The organism is Acinetobacter guerrae (genome assembly GCF_009372255.1).
Classification (GTDB): domain Bacteria; phylum Pseudomonadota; class Gammaproteobacteria; order Pseudomonadales; family Moraxellaceae; genus Acinetobacter; species Acinetobacter guerrae.
Genome location: NZ_LXGN01000056.1, coordinates 220095 through 240649, shown reverse-complemented (window position 1 = coordinate 240649; position 20555 = coordinate 220095). Strand labels below are relative to the sequence as shown.

Below are 20555 nucleotides of genomic sequence, written 5' to 3'. Positions count from 1 at the left end.
CAGCACGTCTTTTTTTAGCTATTATCGCTCGCCTTGGTGAGGTGTCCGAGTGGCTGAAGGAGCACGCCTGGAAAGTGTGTATACGTTTACGCGTATCGAGGGTTCGAATCCCTCTCTCACCGCCAAGATAAGTACTAACAACATCCAATGTTGTCCTAAAAAGCTTGAATTTAAAGGATTCAGGCTTTTTTTGTGTCTAATACAATCTGACCCAAACTATTGCAATCTTGATATGGTTGGGGGTATAACTGGGGGTAAAATAATTTACCCCCAAATTTTTACCCCCAGATTCTAAACGGAATGATCACAATGCTTACAGATGCAAAGATCAGAAAAATAAAACCATTAGAAAAGAAGACCAAGTATCCTGATGAAAAAGGTATGTATCTAGAAGTTAGCCCTTCAGGTGGTATGCACTGGCGTATGAAGTTTCGTCTTTTTGGTAAAGAAAATATTTTTAGTATTGGCACCTATCCTGATACCTCTCTTGCACAGGCCAGAAGAATTCGGGATGAAGCACGATTACAAATAAAAGAGGGGATTAATCCGAATGAAGCGAAAAAGCAGAGAAAACTGCAAGTAGATGAAAGCACCCTTTTCAGAGCACTCGCGATGGAATGGATGGAGGATCGTAAAGCAGTGATTAAAGAGGCGACTTACTTACGTGATTTATCGGTATTTGAAAAAGACCTTTTCCCTGATCTAGGTGACATGCCGATTGATCAGATCAAAGGTAAAGATGTGCTTGCTTGTGCCAAAAAAATTGAAGCGCGTGGTGCGCAAGAAATGGCTAAACGCTCCATTCCTTTAGCGGGTCGTATTTTCCGCTTTGCGATACGTAAAGGCATTATCGAGAATGACCCGACTCCTCACTTAGGAGAAGCGCTTAAACCGCGTAAAGTAAAGAATATGGCGCGTATAGATATTTCTGAGTTTCCTGCGTTCCTTGAGCGAATGGATCGATATCATGGTAGCCCTATTATTCGATCGGCTTTACAACTCATGACCCTGACCTTTGTCCGAACAGCAGAACTTAGAATGATGGAGTGGAATGAGATTGATTATAATAATTATTTATGGCGTATTCCTGCACACAAAATGAAAATGGCTCAACCACACATCGTGCCATTATCCAGACAAGCACTTGAGCTATTAGAAGAATTGAAACCTCTAACGGGCAATAAACAATATGTTTTTTATAATTACAGCACAGCCAAGCCTATCAGCAGTAATGCACTTTTATGTGCAATTCGGACAATGGGTTATAACGGTAAAATGACTGGTCATGGATTCCGTGGGCTTGCTTCTACAACTCTGCATGAGCAAGGTTATATGCATGATGCCATTGAAATTCAACTTGCACATAAGGTTGGGAATGCTGTTTCACAGGCGTATAACCACGCTCAGCATTTAGACTATCGAGTTAAGATGATGCAGGAATGGTCTGATTTTGTTGATGGGTTGAGAGATAATAGATAACTCATTTAAATATAGTTTTGAATACTAGTATCTCACATCAGAGCTCAAAATTATCCATTTTAGTCTATATTTCAATACTAAGTTGGAGTTAATACAAATTAATATTTTGAACTTCTAGTTCTTTAGATATTTTTAAATTTTTATCAACTATTAATAACTCAGTTCCAATTCTTTTTTCAGCGGCACTATAATTTAGGTCAAAAGTATATTGTGGACTTTTTTTATACAGATTTCTAATTTCTTCAGCATTGTCATAAGTTAGAAGCCAAGGCCTGCTTAATTCTAGTATTTTTTTAGAGATTTCTTCATGATCCTTTTTACTATAAGCATTTGTATATAAAGTCTGACCTTTTTCGAAATATGGAGGATCGATACAATAAATACTATTTTGAGGTAAAGAAGGTCTCGTAAAATCTAAGAACTCTAAAGCATCCAAATTATACAAGTGAATTCTATGCTTATATTTTTCAATGCGTTTAATTTTATCAATTAATGATCCCTTATTATAACGGCAATCAATTTTATAATTTCCATTTTGGTTAAAACCACCGATCATACCTGCTTTTAAAATTATGCCAGATCTATTGGTTCTATTAAGAAAAAAAGATGAAAAAGCTAACTCAAAGTCACTAAAACTATCCTTATTTAGCTGAATCTCCCTTTGTCTGTACCATTCCTCTACATTAACTTCTGTCAACAAAATTTTCTCAATTAAAGCATCCGTTTGATGTAAAACCGCATTCCAAAAAGCCCAAATTGATCTATCAATATCATTTAAGTGCAATTCATGAACGTAGCCTTTAAAAAGCAAAGTTAAAGCAAGTCCACACCCGCCTGCGTAAGGTTCACAGTAGTGGCCTCGTTCTAAATCATTATCTTTTATAATTGTAGACACCATCTTCCAAATAGATGTTTTCCCACCAGGGTATCGTAGAGGTGATGGTGTATGCGCCATTGTAAAATCCTTGAAAACTATATTAATTTTAACTTTTTATTCATTAGCATTATATAGTTCTACTAGCATATATTGGACTATTGCTAAAATATTATCCCATTCGATTATAATTTGTGTCTTATTACTTGGATATTCCACCGCATGAGCATAAAGACCTAGATTACCTGCGGCAAAAATTTTATTTTGATCCGATGGCAGTTTTTTCAAAACAGCCAATGCACTAACCTGTGAATGATTTAATTCATTCTTTTTAGAACTAAGAGCATCACACACTTTTTGTAACACAACATGCATCTTAATTTTATTTTTATCATATTTATTTTTAAGTATATCTTCAAAATATTTGATGTAAATTACTTCTAAGAAAGCTCTTGCAACCAACATAACTGCTAAGGGACTTTGGTCAATTTCAATCTTTCTTAACTCACCATAAACCCTTCTCAAAGTATTATCTGATATACAGGCTATCAGCTTCGAGGTTACTAAATATTTTCTTTTATTTGGATCCTGTGTAGTTCCTGGTTGTCCAGATGTACTAATTGGTCCAACCTCTTCATCCGCTCTCTCTTCATCACTTATGTTAGATGTATCAGTCTCATCAGCATCAGAGTTTTCTGTATCCTCCATATCAGATGTGCCATCCCCTTCTCCATCAGAATTTCCTGCATCCTCCATATCAGGTGTGCCATCCTTGTCTACATCAAAATTTCCTACATCCCCCATATCGGATGTATCAGTTACAATTTCAACTAAACCTTGCTCTCTACTATTAGCATCTTTTAATAAGTAGGCCTCAATATGCGTTATGGGAGCATAGCCATCATGTATAAGTTGTCTTGCATATTGTTCAACATCCGCACTGCTAGATCTCGAAGAAACTGTCATTTCAGAACTATTTGGATCTGCACTCTCAATCAAATCTAAACAAAACTTAGTAATCACTTTTTCAAATTCAAAAATAGGCGTTGCAATTTGTACATTTAAGTCCGAACGCGAACTTGTAATACCTAAAGTTTTTCTAAAAAAAGGATTACCTAAGTATCTTGATGCAGTTGTCAATATACGACCAGTTTCATTATTTTTGACCAAGCTATTATTGATTGCATAATCAATAATAGCTTGCGCTAAAGTATTATCGTCACTTCTCTGTAACCGAGCATTATGTCTCGTTTTTTGTACAGCATTCCACTGCCTAGCTCCTACGCCAGATTGTTCTCCTTCATGTCTACGTTCGATCCATAAATCTGCTTTTTCTCTTCGATCAAATACTTCACAATTGACAGAGTCTGGTATTAATGCAGACCTAGCCTTCAACTTTTTAAAGTAATCTTTTAAGTTTTGATTAGGTGCTCTCTCTGGATCATTCAATAGTATTAATGCACAAACACGACGATTACCTTCGACCACAATGTATTTATTGCCTTTACCCTTAACAACAGCCAATAATTCAATCGGACTAATTCCATTTTCAGCTATATCCTTAGCCAAATTTTTTACTTTTTCTTCTTTTAACAAGTGAGCAATTATTTCAGGTTGATCATTTATTGGATCGTGTCTAGGATTGTCAGTATCCAAATAAATATCTAAGACCTTTATTTTTTTGCTCATAAATATGACCATCTTCAAGTAATTAAATTTAATCAGTTAATATTTATAACACTTTAATTTTTTTTATTAAAGATCTAAGTAAATGTACCATACGCAGATTTTCAGAGAAAATCTTCTGAGAGTAGTGGCAGTCCAATTCTAACCAAAAGGTGTCTAAAAAATCAGTAGCTATTTTTAGCTCTTTCTGAGCCACAGTCTAAATCAAAGTAAGTATCCGCTGAACCATCCCTACTAAAATTAATCATAGATGCTTATTTTCGTACCCACTTATTTATTAATGGTTACTAACTTTGTGAGTCAAGAATTAGTTGATATTGAAGCTGGGTTTGTAAAAAGAAAACGTCGTACATATAGTGATGACTTCAAATGCGAGCTTGTCCAAAAATGTCGCCATCCTCATACTTCTATTGCCAGCGTTGCATTAGAACATGGGATCAATACCAATTTACTCAATCGTTGGGTTAAAAATGCATCCATTGAAAGTGACATCTCAAACGTAGAACCCGTATCAAATTTCATTGCCATACCGATTAACCGTGATGCAGATTGGCGAGAAGAAGCCGAAGAAAGGTTATGTCTGGGCCTATGCCACGACACAGTACAATTCGATTCAAGCGGTCGTGTATGACTTTCAAGCAAGTCGATCAGGTCAACATGCCGAGGATTTCCTTAAAGGCTGGCAAGGTCATTTGGTTTGTGACGATTACAGTGGTTATAAGGCACGTTTTGCCTCAGGTCAGATGATTGAAGTGGGTTGCTGGCGCATGCCCGTCGTAAATTCCATGAGCTGCATGTGACTGGGAAAAGTTTGATTGCTTGAGCAAGCTCTGCTGTTTACACTCTGCAATTGATTCAACAGCTTTACCGAATTGAAGCAGAATTAAAAGACATTCCAGACTGTACAGCAGAACAACGAAGAGAGCGAAGGCAACAGAATAGTCAATCGATCATGCAGCAACTGTATGACTGGCTGAAAGAACATCAGGATAAAGTACCAAAAAGTTCATCTACAGCGAAAGCGATTAATTACAGTCTAAAACGGTGGTCTGCCTTAAGCCGCTATATGAATGATGGCAATTTGCATATTTGTAATAATTGGGTGGAAAATCAGATGCGTCCGTGGGCTTTAGGCAGAAAAAACTGGCTATTTGCTGGCTATTTGCGAAGTGGTCAACGGGCAGCGAACATCATGACGTTAATTCAGTCAGCCAAGCTGAATGGTCTTGATCCGTATGCTTATCTCAGTGATGTGCTGAAAAGGCTACCAACGCATAAAATGAAAGATATCGAAGAATTACTACCGCATAAATGGAACCCTACTTGAGTTCAAGTAGGGTTCAGCGGATGCTTACAAAATTCTAGCAATACTACACTTCTGTAAGAGGTTGATTCTTTAACAATGCTTTACGTTGTTTCCAATCTGGCACATACACATCCATTAAAGCTTTAAACTCATCATTATGGGTACGAACCAATAAGTGGACCAACTCATGTACCACAATATATTCTAAGCACTCGTAAGGTTTCTTTGCTAATTCAAGATTAAACAAGGTTCTAGCAGCATCAGTATTACAACTCCCCCACTTCGTTTTCATTTTGCGGATACCGTAAGCATTCAATTTAACGTGTAGCCGTTTTTGCCATTCAACCAACAAATCATCAAGTGCTGCCTTTAACTCGATACGATAAAATGCTTCAATAACTTTACGACGATTATCCTCTGTGGCATTAGGGCTTACATAAAGATCTAGCCATTTTCCATGTTTTTTAATGACATGCTTTCCGTTGCGCTCTATCACATTCAAGCGGTAATGCTTCCCCCATAAATAATGGCTTTCACCGCTTATCATTTCACGTTTAGATTGCCTTCTTTGCTCTTTAAAATCAGCCTGTTGTTTCTTTATCCATGTTAAGCGTCCAATGATTGCCATTCGCATCGAAGTTTCAGACATGCTTAAAGGTACAGAAACACGTACATCGCCCAATGGAGGATGTACGGTGATATTTAAATTTTTCACATCCTTACGATGAATTTCTATATCAATAGAACCTATTTTTAGCGTTTCGCTCAATGGTATTCCTGATGTTGTTTAGCCAACTCTATGTACGCTATTAAAATATCCCTGTCTCGGTTTCCCAAGGCTTGACTAAGTTCTCTAAGCAAAATCTTTTCTTTTGCATGATCACCAACCCATGCCGCCAACTTATTAGACTGAATTGTTTGATCAATTTTTAAGGTGAGTTCTAGATCTTTGCCAAAATTGTCATATAGCGCTTGTTTACCAACAGTATTAATTTCTTTTGGATAATTACTTCTACTCATAGGCTGAGTCACTTTTTGAGCGACTTCACGAATCTTTTCTAAATACTCTTTATACTCAATTGCTTTTTGACGTCTCATTTCAATAAGTTCATCAAGCAATACCGACATCTGATCATAATACGCAGGGTTTACTGGATTTTCCTCTACAATTTTTTTCCTCACGTTGTTTTCAATTGCTTCCGCCATCGATTCAGGATTTCTACGAATATTTTCGGGGATACCTTTAAAATCGATATCTTCTCGTAAAATTAAATCAATTAAACCTAACTCTTCAAATTTGACGACTTCTTCACTGCTTTCAGCTTCAATATACATATCCAGTAGTTGACGCATCGCTGGCTCATACACTTTCATGTCTATAGCATCACCACTATAAGCTTTAATTTCCTTACTCAGATTTTCAAAAAACTTAACATCTTGCTCTATCGAATCTATCTCAGAATCTGTATAACCTGCTTCAACCATCTCACTAGCAAGATTGGCATAACTACGTAAAAGTTTATTAATAGCCTTATAAAAGCTTAAACGCAAAGCTTCTTTTTCTTTAATTTCATCAGAATTTAAACCTGATTCTCCACAAAAATAATGCTGAAAGTCTTGGCTTAATCTTGGTGCAGGCACAGGTTCACAGAGTGCTTTTACCCCCTCTAAAGCCGTATCTAAATCTAAACGTGCTGCTTTAATACGATCTTTTAAAAGTCCATCTACATCTTCTTTGTCATAACCATCTAAAGCTTCTGAGGTATAGTCTTTAATGGTCTTATCAATAGATTTAAAGAGATCTTTATAATCAATAATATAACCATATTCTTTATCATCAGAATCTAATCGATTAACCCGACAAATCGCTTGGAATAAGTTATGATCAGCCATTGTTTTATCAATGTACAAATAAGTCGCTGAAGGTGCATCGAAACCCGTCAGTAGTTTATCGACTACGATCAATAAACGCATTTGCCCAGGTTCATCAACAAATTTCTTTTTGACTTGTATTTCAAACTCCTCAACCAAACCACCGACTTGATCTGTTGGTTTTTCAAAATAGTCTGCCAGCATTTGTCGATAAATATCATATTTCGCAAGTTTTTCAGTTAAACCAGCACCTGATTCCTCACCTTTAATACTTGCGGCAGACGGCTGATAACTTGTAATAATCGCGACTTTGCCTTTTAAATCAGTTTCATTAAATAGCTTATAAGCAGTACATGCTTGGTAGACACTCGAACAAACAAGCATCGCATTGCCTCGTCCATTCATCAGGCGTGGGCGTGTGTCCATATCCATTAAAATATCGGCAACAATTTGTTCTTGTCTTGAACGGCTTGAAAGCACCTTTTGCATGGTGCCCCACTTTTGCTTTAGTAAGGTTTTACCTAAGTCAGAAAGCTTCCGTGTTTTTGCTTCAAACCATTCATCTACTTTTTTAGGGGATTTTACACGCTGATCAATATCTCTTGCTTCATAGCGTATATCGAGTACAACACCATCTTCGACCGCTTCATTAAATTTATAGGTATGAATATATGATCCAAATATCTCAATGGATTTTTTCTTATCCTTTTTCATCAATGGTGTACCTGTAAAGCCAATAAATAAGGCTTCAGGTAGTATCTGCTTCATTGCTTCATGAAGCTTACCAGACTGCGTTCGATGACATTCATCAACAAAAACAAAAAGATCGCCTTTCGCTTTAAAGTTATGAGGCAATGCTCTTTTCATTTCAGAGATAAAATCAGCCGATGACTCTTCATCGTCTTCTTCATCTTCTGCATGACGACCAAATTTATGTACCAATGAACAAATCAAGGATGGATTAACAGTATTCAGCGTATGAATTAGATCTGCACCACTTTTAGTACGATAAATCTTTTCCTCAACTCCACTAAAGACTTTCTCAATTTGTTCATCGAGTTCAGTCCTATCTGTCACAATAAGCACACGGCTATTTGTCACATTTTCACGAATCCACTTGGCTAACCACACCATGGTTAGGCTTTTACCTGAACCTTGGGTATGCCAAATAATGCCGCCTTCTTGTTGAGCAATTCGTTCTTTTGCGGCTTCAATACCAAAGAACTGATTATGACGACAAGTCTTTTTAACACCTGCATCAAAAACAATAAGATCATGAATTAGCTGTAAAAATCTTTTTTTATTGCACATCAAGCTTAAATGAAAATCCAACTTATTTGTATAAGGATTTTCTAGCTCTTCTTTCCATTCTAGATAGTGTTTTTCTGGAGTTTCAATTGTTCCATAACGTAGACCCTGTGAATCATTACCAGCCATAACCAATTGCATAGTGGTAAAGAAATCACGAATAAAATCTTTCTTTTGATTATCGAGATTTTGTCGAATCCCTTCAGTTAAGCCAACTGTAGAACGTTTAATTTCGATCACACCTAAGGCAATACCGTTGACATAAAGTACAACATCAGGACGCTTCTTATTTTCTCCCTTTACAGATACTTCTTCAGCAATGGCAAAATCATTATCTTCAGGGTTTTCCCAATCAATGAGCCATACCGTTTGGTTTTGCTCGCCTGCCCCTTCTTTGTCTTTTACGCCATAGCGCAATAACTGATATACATCTTTATTGGCATAGTAAAGTTTTCGTCCTTCACCCAAAGCTGATGCGGTATCTAATTGACGAAAGGCTTTTTGAATAAGAACATCACTGACACCACGCTGTTTCAGCCACGCCTTTAAATCTTGCTCACGGATATTTTTATTATTTTCTTCATGTAGATCCCCAAGGTAACGATAACCCAAATCATTTTTGAACAGCTGAACGACACGGTTTTGCGTGATTCTTTCTAATTGCCCAACTTTACTCATTCCCTGCTCCTAATGCTGTATAGTTAAGCATCCGCTATATCATTGACTGAAAATTTATATTGATCTAATCTCTGATCATTAAATCTCCACACATCTAAAGCAAGATCCAACATAATTTTTTGACGATCAATAATTGCTTGTTTAGTCCAGTTCTCAAAAATATAGTTTTTACTATCTTTAAAACGGGTTATTGCTGTTTGTTTACCAATATTAAATTCGTGATCTAACAAATTAACAGTTAGCAAATTAGATTTTGCATACTCTTCTTGCTTCTGCTCAAACCAATTTGTTGTTAAGTCATTCATCTTATTAATAGCTTGATTAATTACACTTTCAAGTAAAGTCACATTGCCTAACTTATAGATAGTATTGTTGTATTCCGCTTTATCCAAAAATTCTTCTGGCAACACATCATCTTTTGGTGTTTGTGGGAAAATGTGCTCTATTTCTAATTGCCCGATTTGTTTAAAGTTAAACTCGGATAGTCCTGCTTGAGTACGTACCTGATTTTCTAATAACCCCAAAATAAAACGCTGACGGTATTGTGGGTTATACCCATCATGACGAATATTTAAGAATTTGAATTTCAGGGTTTCTAAGCGATCTAGCACATACGGTACAATAGTTTTTTCTACGGCCTGTTGAATTTCTTCTATTGTTGTTTTACCACGGAATGACACCACCCAGTTGGCAAATGAATGTTCATTACTTTTACCTAAAATGCCTACTGTATTCGTGACAAAGTAGAAACTTTCAATTTGCTGAGCAAGATAATCAATTGCTGCTTTATTCGCCTGTTTAGACAATGCCAAAAGCATAATCAAATGTTGTCGAGCTTTATATTTATTAATGAAACCAATATGAGTCACATGTGGATAGTCACTTCCATCGCTCAATCTTTGCGTTGCAATGACTAAATCCGCATAGCGCTGTGCCATAAACTCAATTTCTTTAACCAACTCTATTGGATGAGTCTCATACTTCAAAGTGGCTTTACCTGATTTTGTGATAATCCAATTATAAATATCATCTTCCCGCAAAATACCGTTGTGATAACGCGCCATCATAAAGTAACGTAAGAAACGTAGTGGATTTTCATGTTCTCCACAGCGTAGTAAAGCCTCATTAATATTTTTCCATTTTTCCTTAATGGTACTAAACTGACTTTCGTTGGCTTGTCTAAACAATAGATTTTTAACCAAGTCCATCGCATTTAGGCTTGAACCACGTTGGTTAATGGTTTCAAAAATTTTGAGTGCACTACCAATATCTTCAGATTCAATCAATACCAAATCAATTTTACTCATGAAATAGCGTGCAAATTTGGTTAAGGCAGGTACACCTTTTTGCAGAATATTTTCAAGATAATTATAAATTTGATTATATGCTGCACGCATTTTCTGAATAGAGGCAGTGTTTTCGCCGTCATATTTCTCTTTCAAAATCAGCATATCTAGAAAATTTTTGCTTTCTTCATATTGCAATTCGAGGCGGAGTAGATGCTTTTCCGTATCTAAATCAAAGCTATATAGCAAGTTATTCACGGTACTTAAGTGGTTCTTTTGCAGTTCGGTCAAATCTTGATTTGAGAGTAAATCTCGAATTGCGCACAATGTAAGTGTAATCGTAGTCAGGCGTTGCTGACCATCAATTACATCATACTTATTTTTGTTTTTAACAATGATAATTGAACCAATAAAATAGCTTTCTTGTTGTTCAGCATTTTCATCGTATTCATTATCAATATCTGTTAAAAACTGCTCGACCTGATCATCTGCTTTCCATACGTATTCACGTTGATAGTCAGGTACGAGAAAAAAATAGTCCTTTAATTTTTCAATAGATTTTACTTGTGCATCAATTTTCATATTTACCCCCAAATATCTTTAGCCATACTTAAACTACACGAGTTTTACCTGTTAAAAGCTCTTGCATCATGCCTTGTTTGATATTTTTAAATTTATCGAGTTTCAAATTTAATTTAGCTAATTCAGCATCTAAATCAGCCAGTATATTTGCAATAGCAGATTGCTCTTCAATGTTATGAGGTACATAAAATTTAAAATTCACAAAATCTTTTTGATAGAGATGAACAATTGTTGAACCTGCCGTAATTAACTTCACAAAATCATCAAAATAACTAGAAGTTAATATATAAAAGAGAAACCTTGGCAAGCACTTTGTTAATTTTGGGCGAACTACAAAGACACCACTGTTAAGTGTAGCAGGCAACGGAAGACTTTCAATAAAACCAACTTTTCCAATAGTTCCATCTTTTGTTACTAAAACGTCATGTTCTTGTAATTGAATATTTTTATCCTGTTTATATCTCCATTCAGAAACATAACAGCAACTATTCCAATTAACTAGCCCACCATTAAAATCAGTTCCTGTAACTAAGTAATAATTACCTTCTTTCAAATATTCAGCGGTCGTTAGAGCTTGCCAGCCAATTCTAGCTTTTAATGATGTATCCGAGCCAATACTTAAAGCCATCCAATCCTCAGGAATCTGCCCTAACTCACTGTCTTTATAAGCTTTAGGCGTACCATCTTCACGCAAAGTAAATTCAGGCAACCGTGTTTTACCTGTTAAAAGCTGTTGCATGGTTGCGGTTTTAATGGCTTGTTTTTTCTCAATAAGCTTTTCAAGTTCAGAGATTAAAGCATTTACATCATTTAATACCAAAGCAATTTTAAGTTGCTCTTCAGCCTTTTTAGACATTGGGATCTGTAATTGTCTTACTTGTGAGAAATTTAATCCCTCTCTGTTTCCCCCAGCTTGATAACTATTAATTTGAGTTTGAACAATTTTAGAATTAATTATTTCAACTAAAAGATCTGAATTAGCTGTATCTGGATTACTTCTAATTATACAAACATGTTGATTAACATTGCCTCCACTTATTCGGTAATCCGCTTTAGCACACCGTCCGATTGAGGCTCCTGTTATATTTAATAGTACGTCATCATTTTTTAAATCATTACCATGAAAATTCTCATGAACTTCTTTGGATATATATACTACATCTGATAAATCTAAAATGCCCCAACCTATATTTTGACTTCTTACAAAAGGATAACCACTTTTTTTATATATCTGTGCTCCTCCTTTTGGCGTTTTACCACTACCAACTTTGATAGCAAAATCATTTATAGATAAAACTTCCCAATCATTAGGAATTACACCGACTTCAGTTTTTTTATAGCCTTCAGAAATCTTCTGATTTTCAGTAAAAGTTAAATTGCTTTGAATCATCATTACCACTCCAAACCCATTGCTTTTAAATGCTCCGCCACTCTTAAACTCAGAGCTTCAACATTTTGGGTTATTTGCGGTAATGGTTCTGCATAACGTTCATTTAACTCTTTTACACGGTTTGCCAATTGTTGAGTGACACGCTCAATCTCAGCTTCAATACTGCTATTTAAAGTAGCAAACCATTTGTCTATTACCACTAAATCTTTTACTTCATCTTCAGTTAAAGTCGGGTACTTGGTAAAAACTTTTAGATCCAATGCGTCTTGCAACTCTTTGACTTTTTTCTTTAAAGCCGTTTCTGCTTCAAACAACTTTTGAGCATTTTTCAACAGTTGCTTTTCTTCAGCATCAACCGCAAGCTTTAAACGAGCTTTAACCGTTGCCAAAGTCACTTTGTCTTTATCATTTAACGCTTCAAGCAATAAGCCTTCATCGGCTGTATGCTCTTCAATAAAGCTTTCCAACTCTTGCGTTGCTATATCTAGCTCTGCCTGCTTGGCATCTAAAGTCGCTTGTTCAGAGGCAAAATACTTCGCCACAATTAAATGTGGCGGAATCACTTCAGCTTTATATTTAATTTTCCCAATCACTAAATCGGGCACTTCTTTTAATTTATTGTCCTTTTCAACAGTCAAATTACGAATCAGCTTTGCAGCTGCCCAGCCATCTTGAGTAATGACAGAAACATCGTCCTGTAATACTTCATCCCAATATTCCATAAAGATTTGGTAAATATCATATTTAGACAACAGCCTCAAATCTGCATAACTTTGCAGTAAGTCTTCACTGACACGAAGCATGATGTCTTTTGGCTTTTGATCTTGTTCAATTGCCTTAAAGTCACTACGCTGAAACCACTGCTTAAATGGCATTAAACTTTCAACAGCAAATTTTTTAAATTCAGCATGCTCTAAAATGGTTTTCTTCACTTCATTAGCAGCGACTAAACAACGACCATAACCGTCACGGTCTTTTTCAAATAAGCTGGCACGAACATTCGGCAAAACTTCCCAATAATTTTGTAGTGCATCAATATCACGCTCTGGAATACCGCCTTTTAGATGTGCACTTAAATCATGTAGGTCTTCAGCTTCGCTCGAATCGATATAACGAGGGATATTTAAGTTATATTCATTGGCAACAATGGCATGAATATCGACTTTACGACTGTAGCCGTCTAGTTCTAACTCTTTATTAAATACATCAACAATTTTGTGAATATCTTGATGACGCAAGCGGTTCTTGTTGCCGTCTTTGATAAAGCCTTTACTTGCATCAATTATAAAGATGCTTTGACCATCAATCACTTTATCATCTTCATTAAACTGAATTGGCTTAGCCGTAGCTTTATCAATCACAATAATTGAAGCTGGAATACCTGTACCATAGAACAAGTTAGCAGGTAGGCCAATAATGCCTTTAATGTAACCCTGCTTAATGAGGTTTTCACGAATACGTGCTTCCGCATTACCACGGAATAAAACACCATGTGGCAGAATCACAGCCGCTTTACCCGTGCTTTTTAAACTTTTTAAAATGTGTAGTAAAAAGGCAAAGTCACCATTTTTCTCTGGTGGTACACCCCATACAAAGCGATCAAATTCATCACTGTTTGGTGTTAAACCGTTGGTCCAGTTTTTACTTGAAAATGGAGGGTTAGCAACAGCAAAATCGAAAGTCATAAGCTGACCAGCTTCATCTTTATATTCAGGTGAAGACAGTGTGTTTCCTTGAGTAATTTTTGCACCCTCACCAACATCACCATGTAGAATCATGTTCATACGTGCCAATGCAGACGTCGCATTATCCATCTCTTGACCATAGATGGTTAAGCCTCTTTCAGCTTCATCAGAGGCTTTTAATAACAATGAACCCGAACCACAGGTAGGATCATAAACTGTCGCATTTTTTTGTGTGTCTTTTTTAATACCTACAACTTTAGCCACTACACGAGAAACTTCGGCTGGTGTATAGAACTGTCCTTTCGACTTACCTGACTCCGTGGCAAAGTGACGCATTAAATACTCATAAGCATCACCGAGTAAGTCATCCCCATCAGCACGGTTATCTGATAAGTTTAACCCTTCAAAAATACCGATTAACTTGGTCACTCGGTCGATCATATCTTTGCCTTTGCCTAGCTTGTCTTCATCGTTGAAGTCAGCTACATCAATCACACCACGCAGATTATTGGCTTCGGCAATTTTACGAATAATGATATTGAGTTTATCACCTATTTCTTTGCTTTCTTTCAACGCACTAATTTTTTCAAAAGTTGCATCTTCAGGAATTTCAATAACAGCAAAGTCATCATTACTAAATCGATCTGAAATATACTTTAAAAACAGCATGGTAAGCACATAGTCTTTATATTGACTTGCATCCATACCTCCACGTAATTCATCACAACTTGCCCAAAGAGAAGAATATAGTTCTGTTTTTTTAATCGCCATGCCTAATCAAATATATAAAATTTAATATTGCAAAGAATCATATCTAAACCAGAGCAAAATATCTGATCATTTTTCACCCAGTAAAACAAAAAAATAAGGGAGCAACAGCTCCCCCTTACTATCGACTCTGCATCTTAGCCTCAATCCATTGATGGATTTCCCACGCTGACCAACCAATACGGCTTTCACTCAATCGAATAGGCTTAGGGAAAGATGGATCGTAGTACTTTGAAGTTTCATTGATCATTTCATAAATCTTGGCTCGACTTATGCTGGTGAATGCTATTACTTCCTTGAGATTGATGATTTGATTCATTTGAAAGGTTTGACCTGTGAACGCATTCATGATGTTTTTCTCCTATCAATGATGCGAGCGCATTTCGCTCAAATGATTGGGTAATCTGATAAAATCTTACTGAGTCCGAATTTATCCAGCCTCGTCTAACCCACCACCCTCACACTCTGCTGCAACCCATTCTGAATCTCCTGCACCTGATTTAAGTTATTTTGACGTTGCCTTTGCCGGGGCTTGATCAAATTGGGCTGATTTTGGGCTTCAGCTTTATCAGGCGTACTGCTATTTCCCACATCCGTATTCACACTGCTACCCTCCACAGCCTCCTCCGAATAAAACTCATCAATCACATCAAAGTTGTCCTCACCCTGCATATTTCCTAAATCCATATCAAAGCCTGCAAATCCTTGTGCAAAGCCAACCCGTGCTACATGGTCTAATGCCTCCTGATAAAAGCCTGCGGCCTTGGCCTGTTCATCCATCTTTTGAGCTTGGACGATGGCTTTCTGCAAACTGATATTGTCCCTTAAGGTTAAATCCACGTAGTAAATCGGGGTACGATAACTTTGTGTGGTGCTTTTGCCTCTTAAGATCAGTTGCAGTGGTAAACAGGAGAGTAAATCTCCTGATGCCGCCTGATAGTAACTGAGTCGTGCGGCCAAGGTTCGGATGCTATTAATGCCTGTGGTTCTAAAGATAAAGGTGCCAAACTCATCACTTTCATCCAGATTGACATAGAGTCGACCAAAGGCTTTGCATAAGCCACCTTGTGCCAATGCACAACGCTCGGGCGATGGACAGGGATGTTGTTCAATACCGTTGGGGGTTTGTCGCTGACAGCTTTCACCATTGCCAATACACAGTGGTCGTCCTGTCTGACGGTCAAATAAGGTGTACTCCGCGCGTAGACTCAGTTCAGGATCGTTAAAGATCATTCGTACTGGAATGCTGCGTAGTTTTGGGGTTGGGGATGGGGTATTGGAATTGCTATTGCTAGTGGCATTGGACTGTTGGTTATTGCTGGTTGAAAGTTTAGTTCTCAGTTGTTCATCCAGTGGATGTTTGATCCAACCATCCTTACTTTGAATCTGACTGGTAATAGTGAATTGATCCTCCTTTTCAGGCAGGCGTTTACCATTCTTCTCGACCACTTTACCAATACTGATTCGGCCCAGTATCGGTGGTGTAATCATTAAACCTTTAATCATGTTGGGTACTCCTGAATATATTTATTTACGGGTTTAGCCTTTTATTTGAGACGTTCCCCGTATGGCATAAATCGATGGTGAATAAATAAATTGCTGAAATCGTGGAACGCTTGATTTGTATCGAGACACGCAAAAGCTTCTCCACCTGCCCGCTCTTGATTGAGTGGGCAGTAAGGGGCGGCTTTTGCAGTTTTTTTGGGTGTAGTTGTCGGATTAAAATATGGAAGTTAGTCGCTGTGATCTAACAACGGATATTGATGATTGAGTGACTTAGGCTATTAATCCCCATGTGCATAGATATTGAAACGCCGTGTTCCCACTTTGGTTTGTGGAAACTGTTGCAGCAATTCAGGGTGTTGTTTCAGTAAGGCCTTACTATCTAAGCTGGTCGAGTCTTTGGCACGTTTCCAAGTCACCGAGCCTTCCAAGAAAATGGCACGTTCAGACTCTTTCATCAGCATCTGTAGTTGATGTTTGAGTTCATCAAATTGCTGTTGCTGTACCTCGATCTGTTGTTTGGCTTGTAGCAGTTGTTTAAACATCTGGTTGGCAGAAGGGTTTTCGGTCAGGTCTTCGGTTTGTAAAGGCACATGTTCAGGGTAAAGCAGTTGTAGGGCTTTGGCTGCTGATTCACTGGCATCGACACTGGGTGGTCGATCCTGTTCGACACATTCCCAGAAATGCCGTTCGGCATTGATCAGGTGATTGATCACGCTTTCGTTGCGAATGACTTTATAGATTTTGGTCTGGTGTCCGCAAATCAGTACACAGATATGTGCGGCTTGTTTACCTGTGACTGCCAGTTGGTGTTGTACCTGACACAGCACATATAGGGGTACACCATCACGCCACAGTTTAGCCCCATGTTCGCCGACGCTTTTACACTCCAGCACCTGTACCTCTTTATTGCCCACCACGGCATAATCCAGATTAGCCAGCATAAAGTGTTTATCTTGGTCGGGGTGTTGTAATACGGCATTGACCCGTCGAACTTTGCTATTGGTGTGCAGGCTGTAGAATTCTGCGATTAAGGGTTCCAGTTGTTTGCCCCAATATAAAGGGGCATAGCCTGAGCTTTCATCATCGATATTTTGTTGCATGCGTTCTGTTTTAATCATCCATAGTTCCAACATCGACATATAGGGATTCAGTCCACAGGCGGTAGCTGCATCACTACTGCCAATGCCTTGCTTTCTGACTTCTAGCCATTGTTGGTAATTCATCTGGGTGGTTTTGGCGAGGCGTTTGGCGGTGGAGTTGTTGCGTTTAGACTTCGCTGTTGATTTACGGCTGAGTCGGGTTTTTCGGTTTGGGTTTGTTTCAAGATCAGGCTGGTAAGTCTGTAACGGTGGATGATTGAGTGCATCCTGTATTTGTTGAATCGGATTGATCGAGTTCATCGGTTATTTTCCTTTGAAATTTAAATCGGTTGAATATGGAAATGGCTGAATTTAGGGGGAACGGATTTATTAAATTTGCGGCATAAAAAAAGCCACCTCAGGAGAGGTGGCTATAAACGGGTAAAATCAGGATGTTTTAAAAAGTGAATCAGACGCAAGCGTGAATCATAAAAGTAAAGAAAGGCTAACGAATAACAATGAAGTTGAAATTAATCTGGATAAATTAAAATCAGCTTAAACAGCGATTACGCTATTAGTCGTAACGCTTGTTCCAAGCCACGTTGTTTAATCGCAGCACCCATACCAAACCAAGCTGAATCAAGTCGGTGATCCTGACTCATGGCTCGGCGTTCGTGGTCACAATATTCCGTCACAGCGCAAAGCAAACCATAGGCGGTGTCTTTGGCTGAACTGAGTTCTGCACCCCGTCCCTGCCCATTAAACATTTGCATGACTTTCGTTAAGGCACGTCCATTCGGTTCTGATTTATTCTCAGATTTCGCTGCAACATTTTGGTAGAACTGGATAATGCTGTCTTCCTGTTCCATCACAGTCAGGTTGCTATTGTTAAATACTGCCTCGAAATAAGCTGCGGCTTGGGTCTGACTGACTTTACGTTGACTGAGTTGTTTCATCTGGTACATGTGTTCATCCCAACCCCGTACTGAAATGCCCAGTTGTTGTTTAACTTTCTCCGCATCAAAGCGAGTACTGTGTGGAACTTTCACCACGCCAGTATTGTTCGATGTAGAGTGCTGTGCTTTTAGTGCGATGGCTAAAGTGTTGTTACAGACTACACGGATTGAGGTAAATTGTGCAGTGGTGGCAAGGGTGCCATCACACGCCGTTGCCAATAGAATATAACCATTACTGACATCTTTGCCTTTGAGTGCTGAAGTTTGTCCTGTCCGTGCTAAGGCCCAGAACTTTTTACCACCTTTGAGCACCCCTGCGGTTTCCAGTTCAAAGCCTGAGTGTTCAGTTAAATCACGATAGAATTCCAAGATCGAATGTGGTTGGACTTCCTGAAAGCGCTGACTGACTACCGATAAAGGTGCATGGGTATCAGATCGATATAGGACTCGTTGTTCTTCAAACGGTAGAATAATGTTTTGGCCTTTGTCATTCTTTGCCATATAACTGACATCGGAGGATTCAATCCGCCAGTCCATGCCTGCCTGCTGTGCCCAGACTTCAATCGGTTGATTGGGTGAAAGTTGGTTACCCAATCCATGCCAAGGGGTATCGCCGACATAAGCCATTTGTTCAAGTTGATGTGCCATGGTTTTAAACCTCTGTTTTAGATGAATGCTGTTGCAATAGAAATGTGCAGCATAAAAAAAGGCCTGCTGGGGAAGCAGGCCAAACTTGTGTATGCAGATTAAACTATGAAGTTGAATCTGCAATGGATTCATCTAGATGGTATATATCTGAGATTTTTTTAATTAATTTTTAAATTGAGGAATGGAATTTTCACACGAGGAGTGTCTTTCTTTTGTTTAATAATCAAGAATCTATATTGTTTATCTGCATTTTGCAGTTTTGTTATAAATTGATCTGCATGATTAAGGTCTGTACCCTCAAACAATGCCATGACTGCTGCTAATAGTCCAAAAACACTATAGATGGCTGTAAAGACAACAAAAAGAAAAGGTGTATTCTTAGCTGTTAAGAAATTATAAAACCAAGAGGAGAATACAAGAGGAATGCATATTAAAGAAGCAAAAATAAAATATTGTGCGTTGTAAATAAAAATTTGCTTCTTCAGTGATCGGTTTTTCTTAATTTTCAACTTAAAGCTTTTTGCTGATAATTTCTCAGATGAAGGTAAATATTCAATGAATTTATGCCCATTACGATAATGCTGCAAGATCTCATCAATATTTATCAAATATTGCTCATCCAAGATAATTAAATACTCAACAAGCCTATAGTCCACGACATCCAACCGAACCACTTCTTGTGCCGCCCGATCCAATACAAGCTTCCTGTGATCATTATTCCCATAGAACTCTTTAAAAAATCTTATTGTCGAATCCAGCTTCGCAGTGTAATCCTTATTTTTTAAAGCTAGAATTTCCTCCCTCTTAAAGAAGATACCAACAATAGCAACTGAAGCCGTAATAACGCTAAAAAAATGAGAAAATTCCATAAAATTATTAACTTGTAGTGAAGTAAGTTTCTTCTAGACTATTTTATTAGAAAATTAATGTCTATCTGATAGTAAAAATTAACAGATGATAAATACAATTTATTCAATACGTAGAGTTTTATCCTATAAATTTTACAACAAATTGACTCCCCTCATTGCACAGATTATGATTCTCCTGCTGGCCTACACTGCCAGTCGGTTTTAGCAGACCGTTCATACAGCGCATCAGGCTTCATATTTTCTGAGTATGAAACATGTGCGAAACCTTCTCGTCCCCCTTTGCGGTAGAACGGGAGGGGGACGCGTTCGCGCGTGCTGGTTCTGTATGTCCAGTCTGCTAACCCCTTTTCGTTCTACCACCATTATTTAGCAGTAATTGGTAGAACTTCTTAATACATACAGGAGTAGTCGCCATGACTCATTATTTTCAAATCCATCCATTCCCTGATCTTTATCGGCTTGGCTTTAGGCAATCTTTTTAGCCTAACCCATTCTATTCAGCCGTTTTTAGTCTTTGCTCAACGCTTTGATACTTTTGTATTGAAGGAATGATCTTTGCTGTCTGCCCATTGTAGTGCAAACG

The 20555-nt window shown here is 37.8% G+C and carries 14 protein-coding genes, 1 tRNA gene and 1 pseudogene; 4 read left to right on the top strand and 12 right to left on the bottom strand.

The window, feature by feature from the left end:
• Window positions 1-35 precede the first annotated feature (35 nt).
• Together A7A69_RS14490 and A7A69_RS14485 are read left to right on the top strand one after the other, a co-directional pair.
• Window positions 36-125, top strand: a tRNA-Ser gene (locus A7A69_RS14490).
• 184 nt (window positions 126-309) lie between these two features.
• Window positions 310-1479 (top strand): tyrosine-type recombinase/integrase, encoded by a 1170-nt coding sequence (locus tag A7A69_RS14485; RefSeq protein WP_152878290.1) that lies wholly within the window; start codon window positions 310-312, stop codon window positions 1477-1479.
• Between the two features lie 88 nt (window positions 1480-1567).
• Here A7A69_RS14485 and A7A69_RS14480 read toward each other — a convergent pair whose 3' ends face one another.
• Window positions 1568-2434, bottom strand: a complete 867-nt coding sequence (locus tag A7A69_RS14480) for a DNA adenine methylase (protein ID WP_152878289.1) — start codon at window positions 2432-2434, stop codon at window positions 1568-1570.
• Window positions 2435-2470: 36 nt separating this feature from the next.
• Window positions 2471-4042, bottom strand: a complete 1572-nt coding sequence (locus A7A69_RS16890; RefSeq protein ID WP_241675268.1) for a ParB N-terminal domain-containing protein — start codon at window positions 4040-4042, stop codon at window positions 2471-2473.
• 247 nt (window positions 4043-4289) lie between these two features.
• Between A7A69_RS16890 and A7A69_RS17060 the strand changes: the two genes are divergently transcribed.
• Together A7A69_RS17060 and tnpC are read left to right on the top strand one after the other, a co-directional pair.
• Entirely contained in the window at window positions 4290-4670 is a 381-nt protein-coding gene (locus A7A69_RS17060; RefSeq protein WP_152878287.1) for a transposase, read from the top strand.
• A pseudogene (gene tnpC, locus A7A69_RS14465) lies at window positions 4573-5366 on the top strand (IS66 family transposase); the annotation flags it as partial. The gene A7A69_RS17060 and the pseudogene tnpC, both read left to right, overlap by 98 nt.
• Window positions 5367-5409: 43 nt before the next feature.
• On the opposite strand, the gene A7A69_RS14460 reads toward tnpC, so the two are convergent.
• From A7A69_RS14460 to A7A69_RS16700, 10 genes are all read right to left on the bottom strand, one after another.
• The gene (locus A7A69_RS14460; protein WP_152878285.1) at window positions 5410-6114 is read right to left on the bottom strand and encodes a M48 family metallopeptidase; all 705 of its coding nucleotides are present in this window, start codon (window positions 6112-6114) and stop codon (window positions 5410-5412) included.
• Window positions 6111-9203 (bottom strand): type I restriction endonuclease subunit R, encoded by a 3093-nt coding sequence (locus A7A69_RS14455; protein ID WP_152878283.1) that lies wholly within the window; start codon window positions 9201-9203, stop codon window positions 6111-6113. The genes A7A69_RS14460 and A7A69_RS14455 overlap by 4 nt, the downstream gene beginning before the upstream one ends.
• Before the next feature lie 23 nt (window positions 9204-9226).
• Window positions 9227-11071, bottom strand: coding sequence for a DUF262 domain-containing protein (locus tag A7A69_RS14450; RefSeq protein WP_152878281.1), 1845 nt, complete (start codon window positions 11069-11071; stop codon window positions 9227-9229).
• Between the two features lie 28 nt (window positions 11072-11099).
• Window positions 11100-12464, bottom strand: coding sequence for a restriction endonuclease subunit S (locus tag A7A69_RS14445; RefSeq protein WP_206669017.1), 1365 nt, complete (start codon window positions 12462-12464; stop codon window positions 11100-11102).
• Window positions 12464-14917, bottom strand: coding sequence for a type I restriction-modification system subunit M (locus A7A69_RS14440; protein ID WP_152878279.1), 2454 nt, complete (start codon window positions 14915-14917; stop codon window positions 12464-12466). The genes A7A69_RS14445 and A7A69_RS14440 overlap by 1 nt, the downstream gene beginning before the upstream one ends.
• A 118-nt stretch (window positions 14918-15035) precedes the next feature.
• Window positions 15036-15263, bottom strand: a complete 228-nt coding sequence (locus A7A69_RS14435; protein WP_152878277.1) for a helix-turn-helix transcriptional regulator — start codon at window positions 15261-15263, stop codon at window positions 15036-15038.
• Window positions 15264-15358: 95 nt separating this feature from the next.
• A complete protein-coding gene (locus A7A69_RS14430) occupies window positions 15359-16420 on the bottom strand; it encodes a recombination directionality factor (RefSeq protein WP_152878275.1) in 1062 nt (353 codons plus the stop codon).
• A gap of 278 nt (window positions 16421-16698) precedes the next feature.
• Window positions 16699-17811, bottom strand: a complete 1113-nt coding sequence (locus tag A7A69_RS14425) for a lambda-exonuclease family protein (protein WP_187349242.1) — start codon at window positions 17809-17811, stop codon at window positions 16699-16701.
• Window positions 17812-18065: 254 nt separating this feature from the next.
• Window positions 18066-19103, bottom strand: a complete 1038-nt coding sequence (locus A7A69_RS14420; RefSeq protein WP_152878271.1) for a DUF932 domain-containing protein — start codon at window positions 19101-19103, stop codon at window positions 18066-18068.
• Between the two features lie 158 nt (window positions 19104-19261).
• Window positions 19262-19972 carry a hypothetical protein gene (locus A7A69_RS16700; protein WP_187349236.1) on the bottom strand — a complete coding sequence of 237 codons (711 nt, stop codon included), beginning with the start codon at window positions 19970-19972 and terminating at the stop codon, window positions 19262-19264.
• Window positions 19973-20555: the final 583 nt, after the last annotated feature.

What these genes read in the sequence shown, in the direction of transcription:
- A7A69_RS14485 (WP_152878290.1), top strand. Translation starts at nt 310, where the DNA reads ATGCTTACAGATGCAAAGATCAGAAAAATAAAACCATTAGAAAAGAAG.
- A7A69_RS14480 (WP_152878289.1), bottom strand. Translation starts at nt 2,434, where the DNA reads ATGGCGCATACACCATCACCTCTACGATACCCTGGTGGGAAAACATCT.
- A7A69_RS16890 (WP_241675268.1), bottom strand. Translation starts at nt 4,042, where the DNA reads ATGAGCAAAAAAATAAAGGTCTTAGATATTTATTTGGATACTGACAAT.
- A7A69_RS17060 (WP_152878287.1), top strand. Translation starts at nt 4,290, where the DNA reads ATGCTTATTTTCGTACCCACTTATTTATTAATGGTTACTAACTTTGTG.
- A7A69_RS14455 (WP_152878283.1), bottom strand. Translation starts at nt 9,203, where the DNA reads ATGAGTAAAGTTGGGCAATTAGAAAGAATCACGCAAAACCGTGTCGTT.
- A7A69_RS14450 (WP_152878281.1), bottom strand. Translation starts at nt 11,071, where the DNA reads ATGAAAATTGATGCACAAGTAAAATCTATTGAAAAATTAAAGGACTAT.
- A7A69_RS14445 (WP_206669017.1), bottom strand. Translation starts at nt 12,464, where the DNA reads ATGATGATTCAAAGCAATTTAACTTTTACTGAAAATCAGAAGATTTCT.
- A7A69_RS14440 (WP_152878279.1), bottom strand. Translation starts at nt 14,917, where the DNA reads ATGGCGATTAAAAAAACAGAACTATATTCTTCTCTTTGGGCAAGTTGT.
- A7A69_RS14435 (WP_152878277.1), bottom strand. Translation starts at nt 15,263, where the DNA reads ATGAATGCGTTCACAGGTCAAACCTTTCAAATGAATCAAATCATCAAT.
- A7A69_RS14430 (WP_152878275.1), bottom strand. Translation starts at nt 16,420, where the DNA reads ATGATTAAAGGTTTAATGATTACACCACCGATACTGGGCCGAATCAGT.
- A7A69_RS14420 (WP_152878271.1), bottom strand. Translation starts at nt 19,103, where the DNA reads ATGGCACATCAACTTGAACAAATGGCTTATGTCGGCGATACCCCTTGG.
- A7A69_RS16700 (WP_187349236.1), bottom strand. Translation starts at nt 19,972, where the DNA reads ATGGAATTTTCTCATTTTTTTAGCGTTATTACGGCTTCAGTTGCTATT.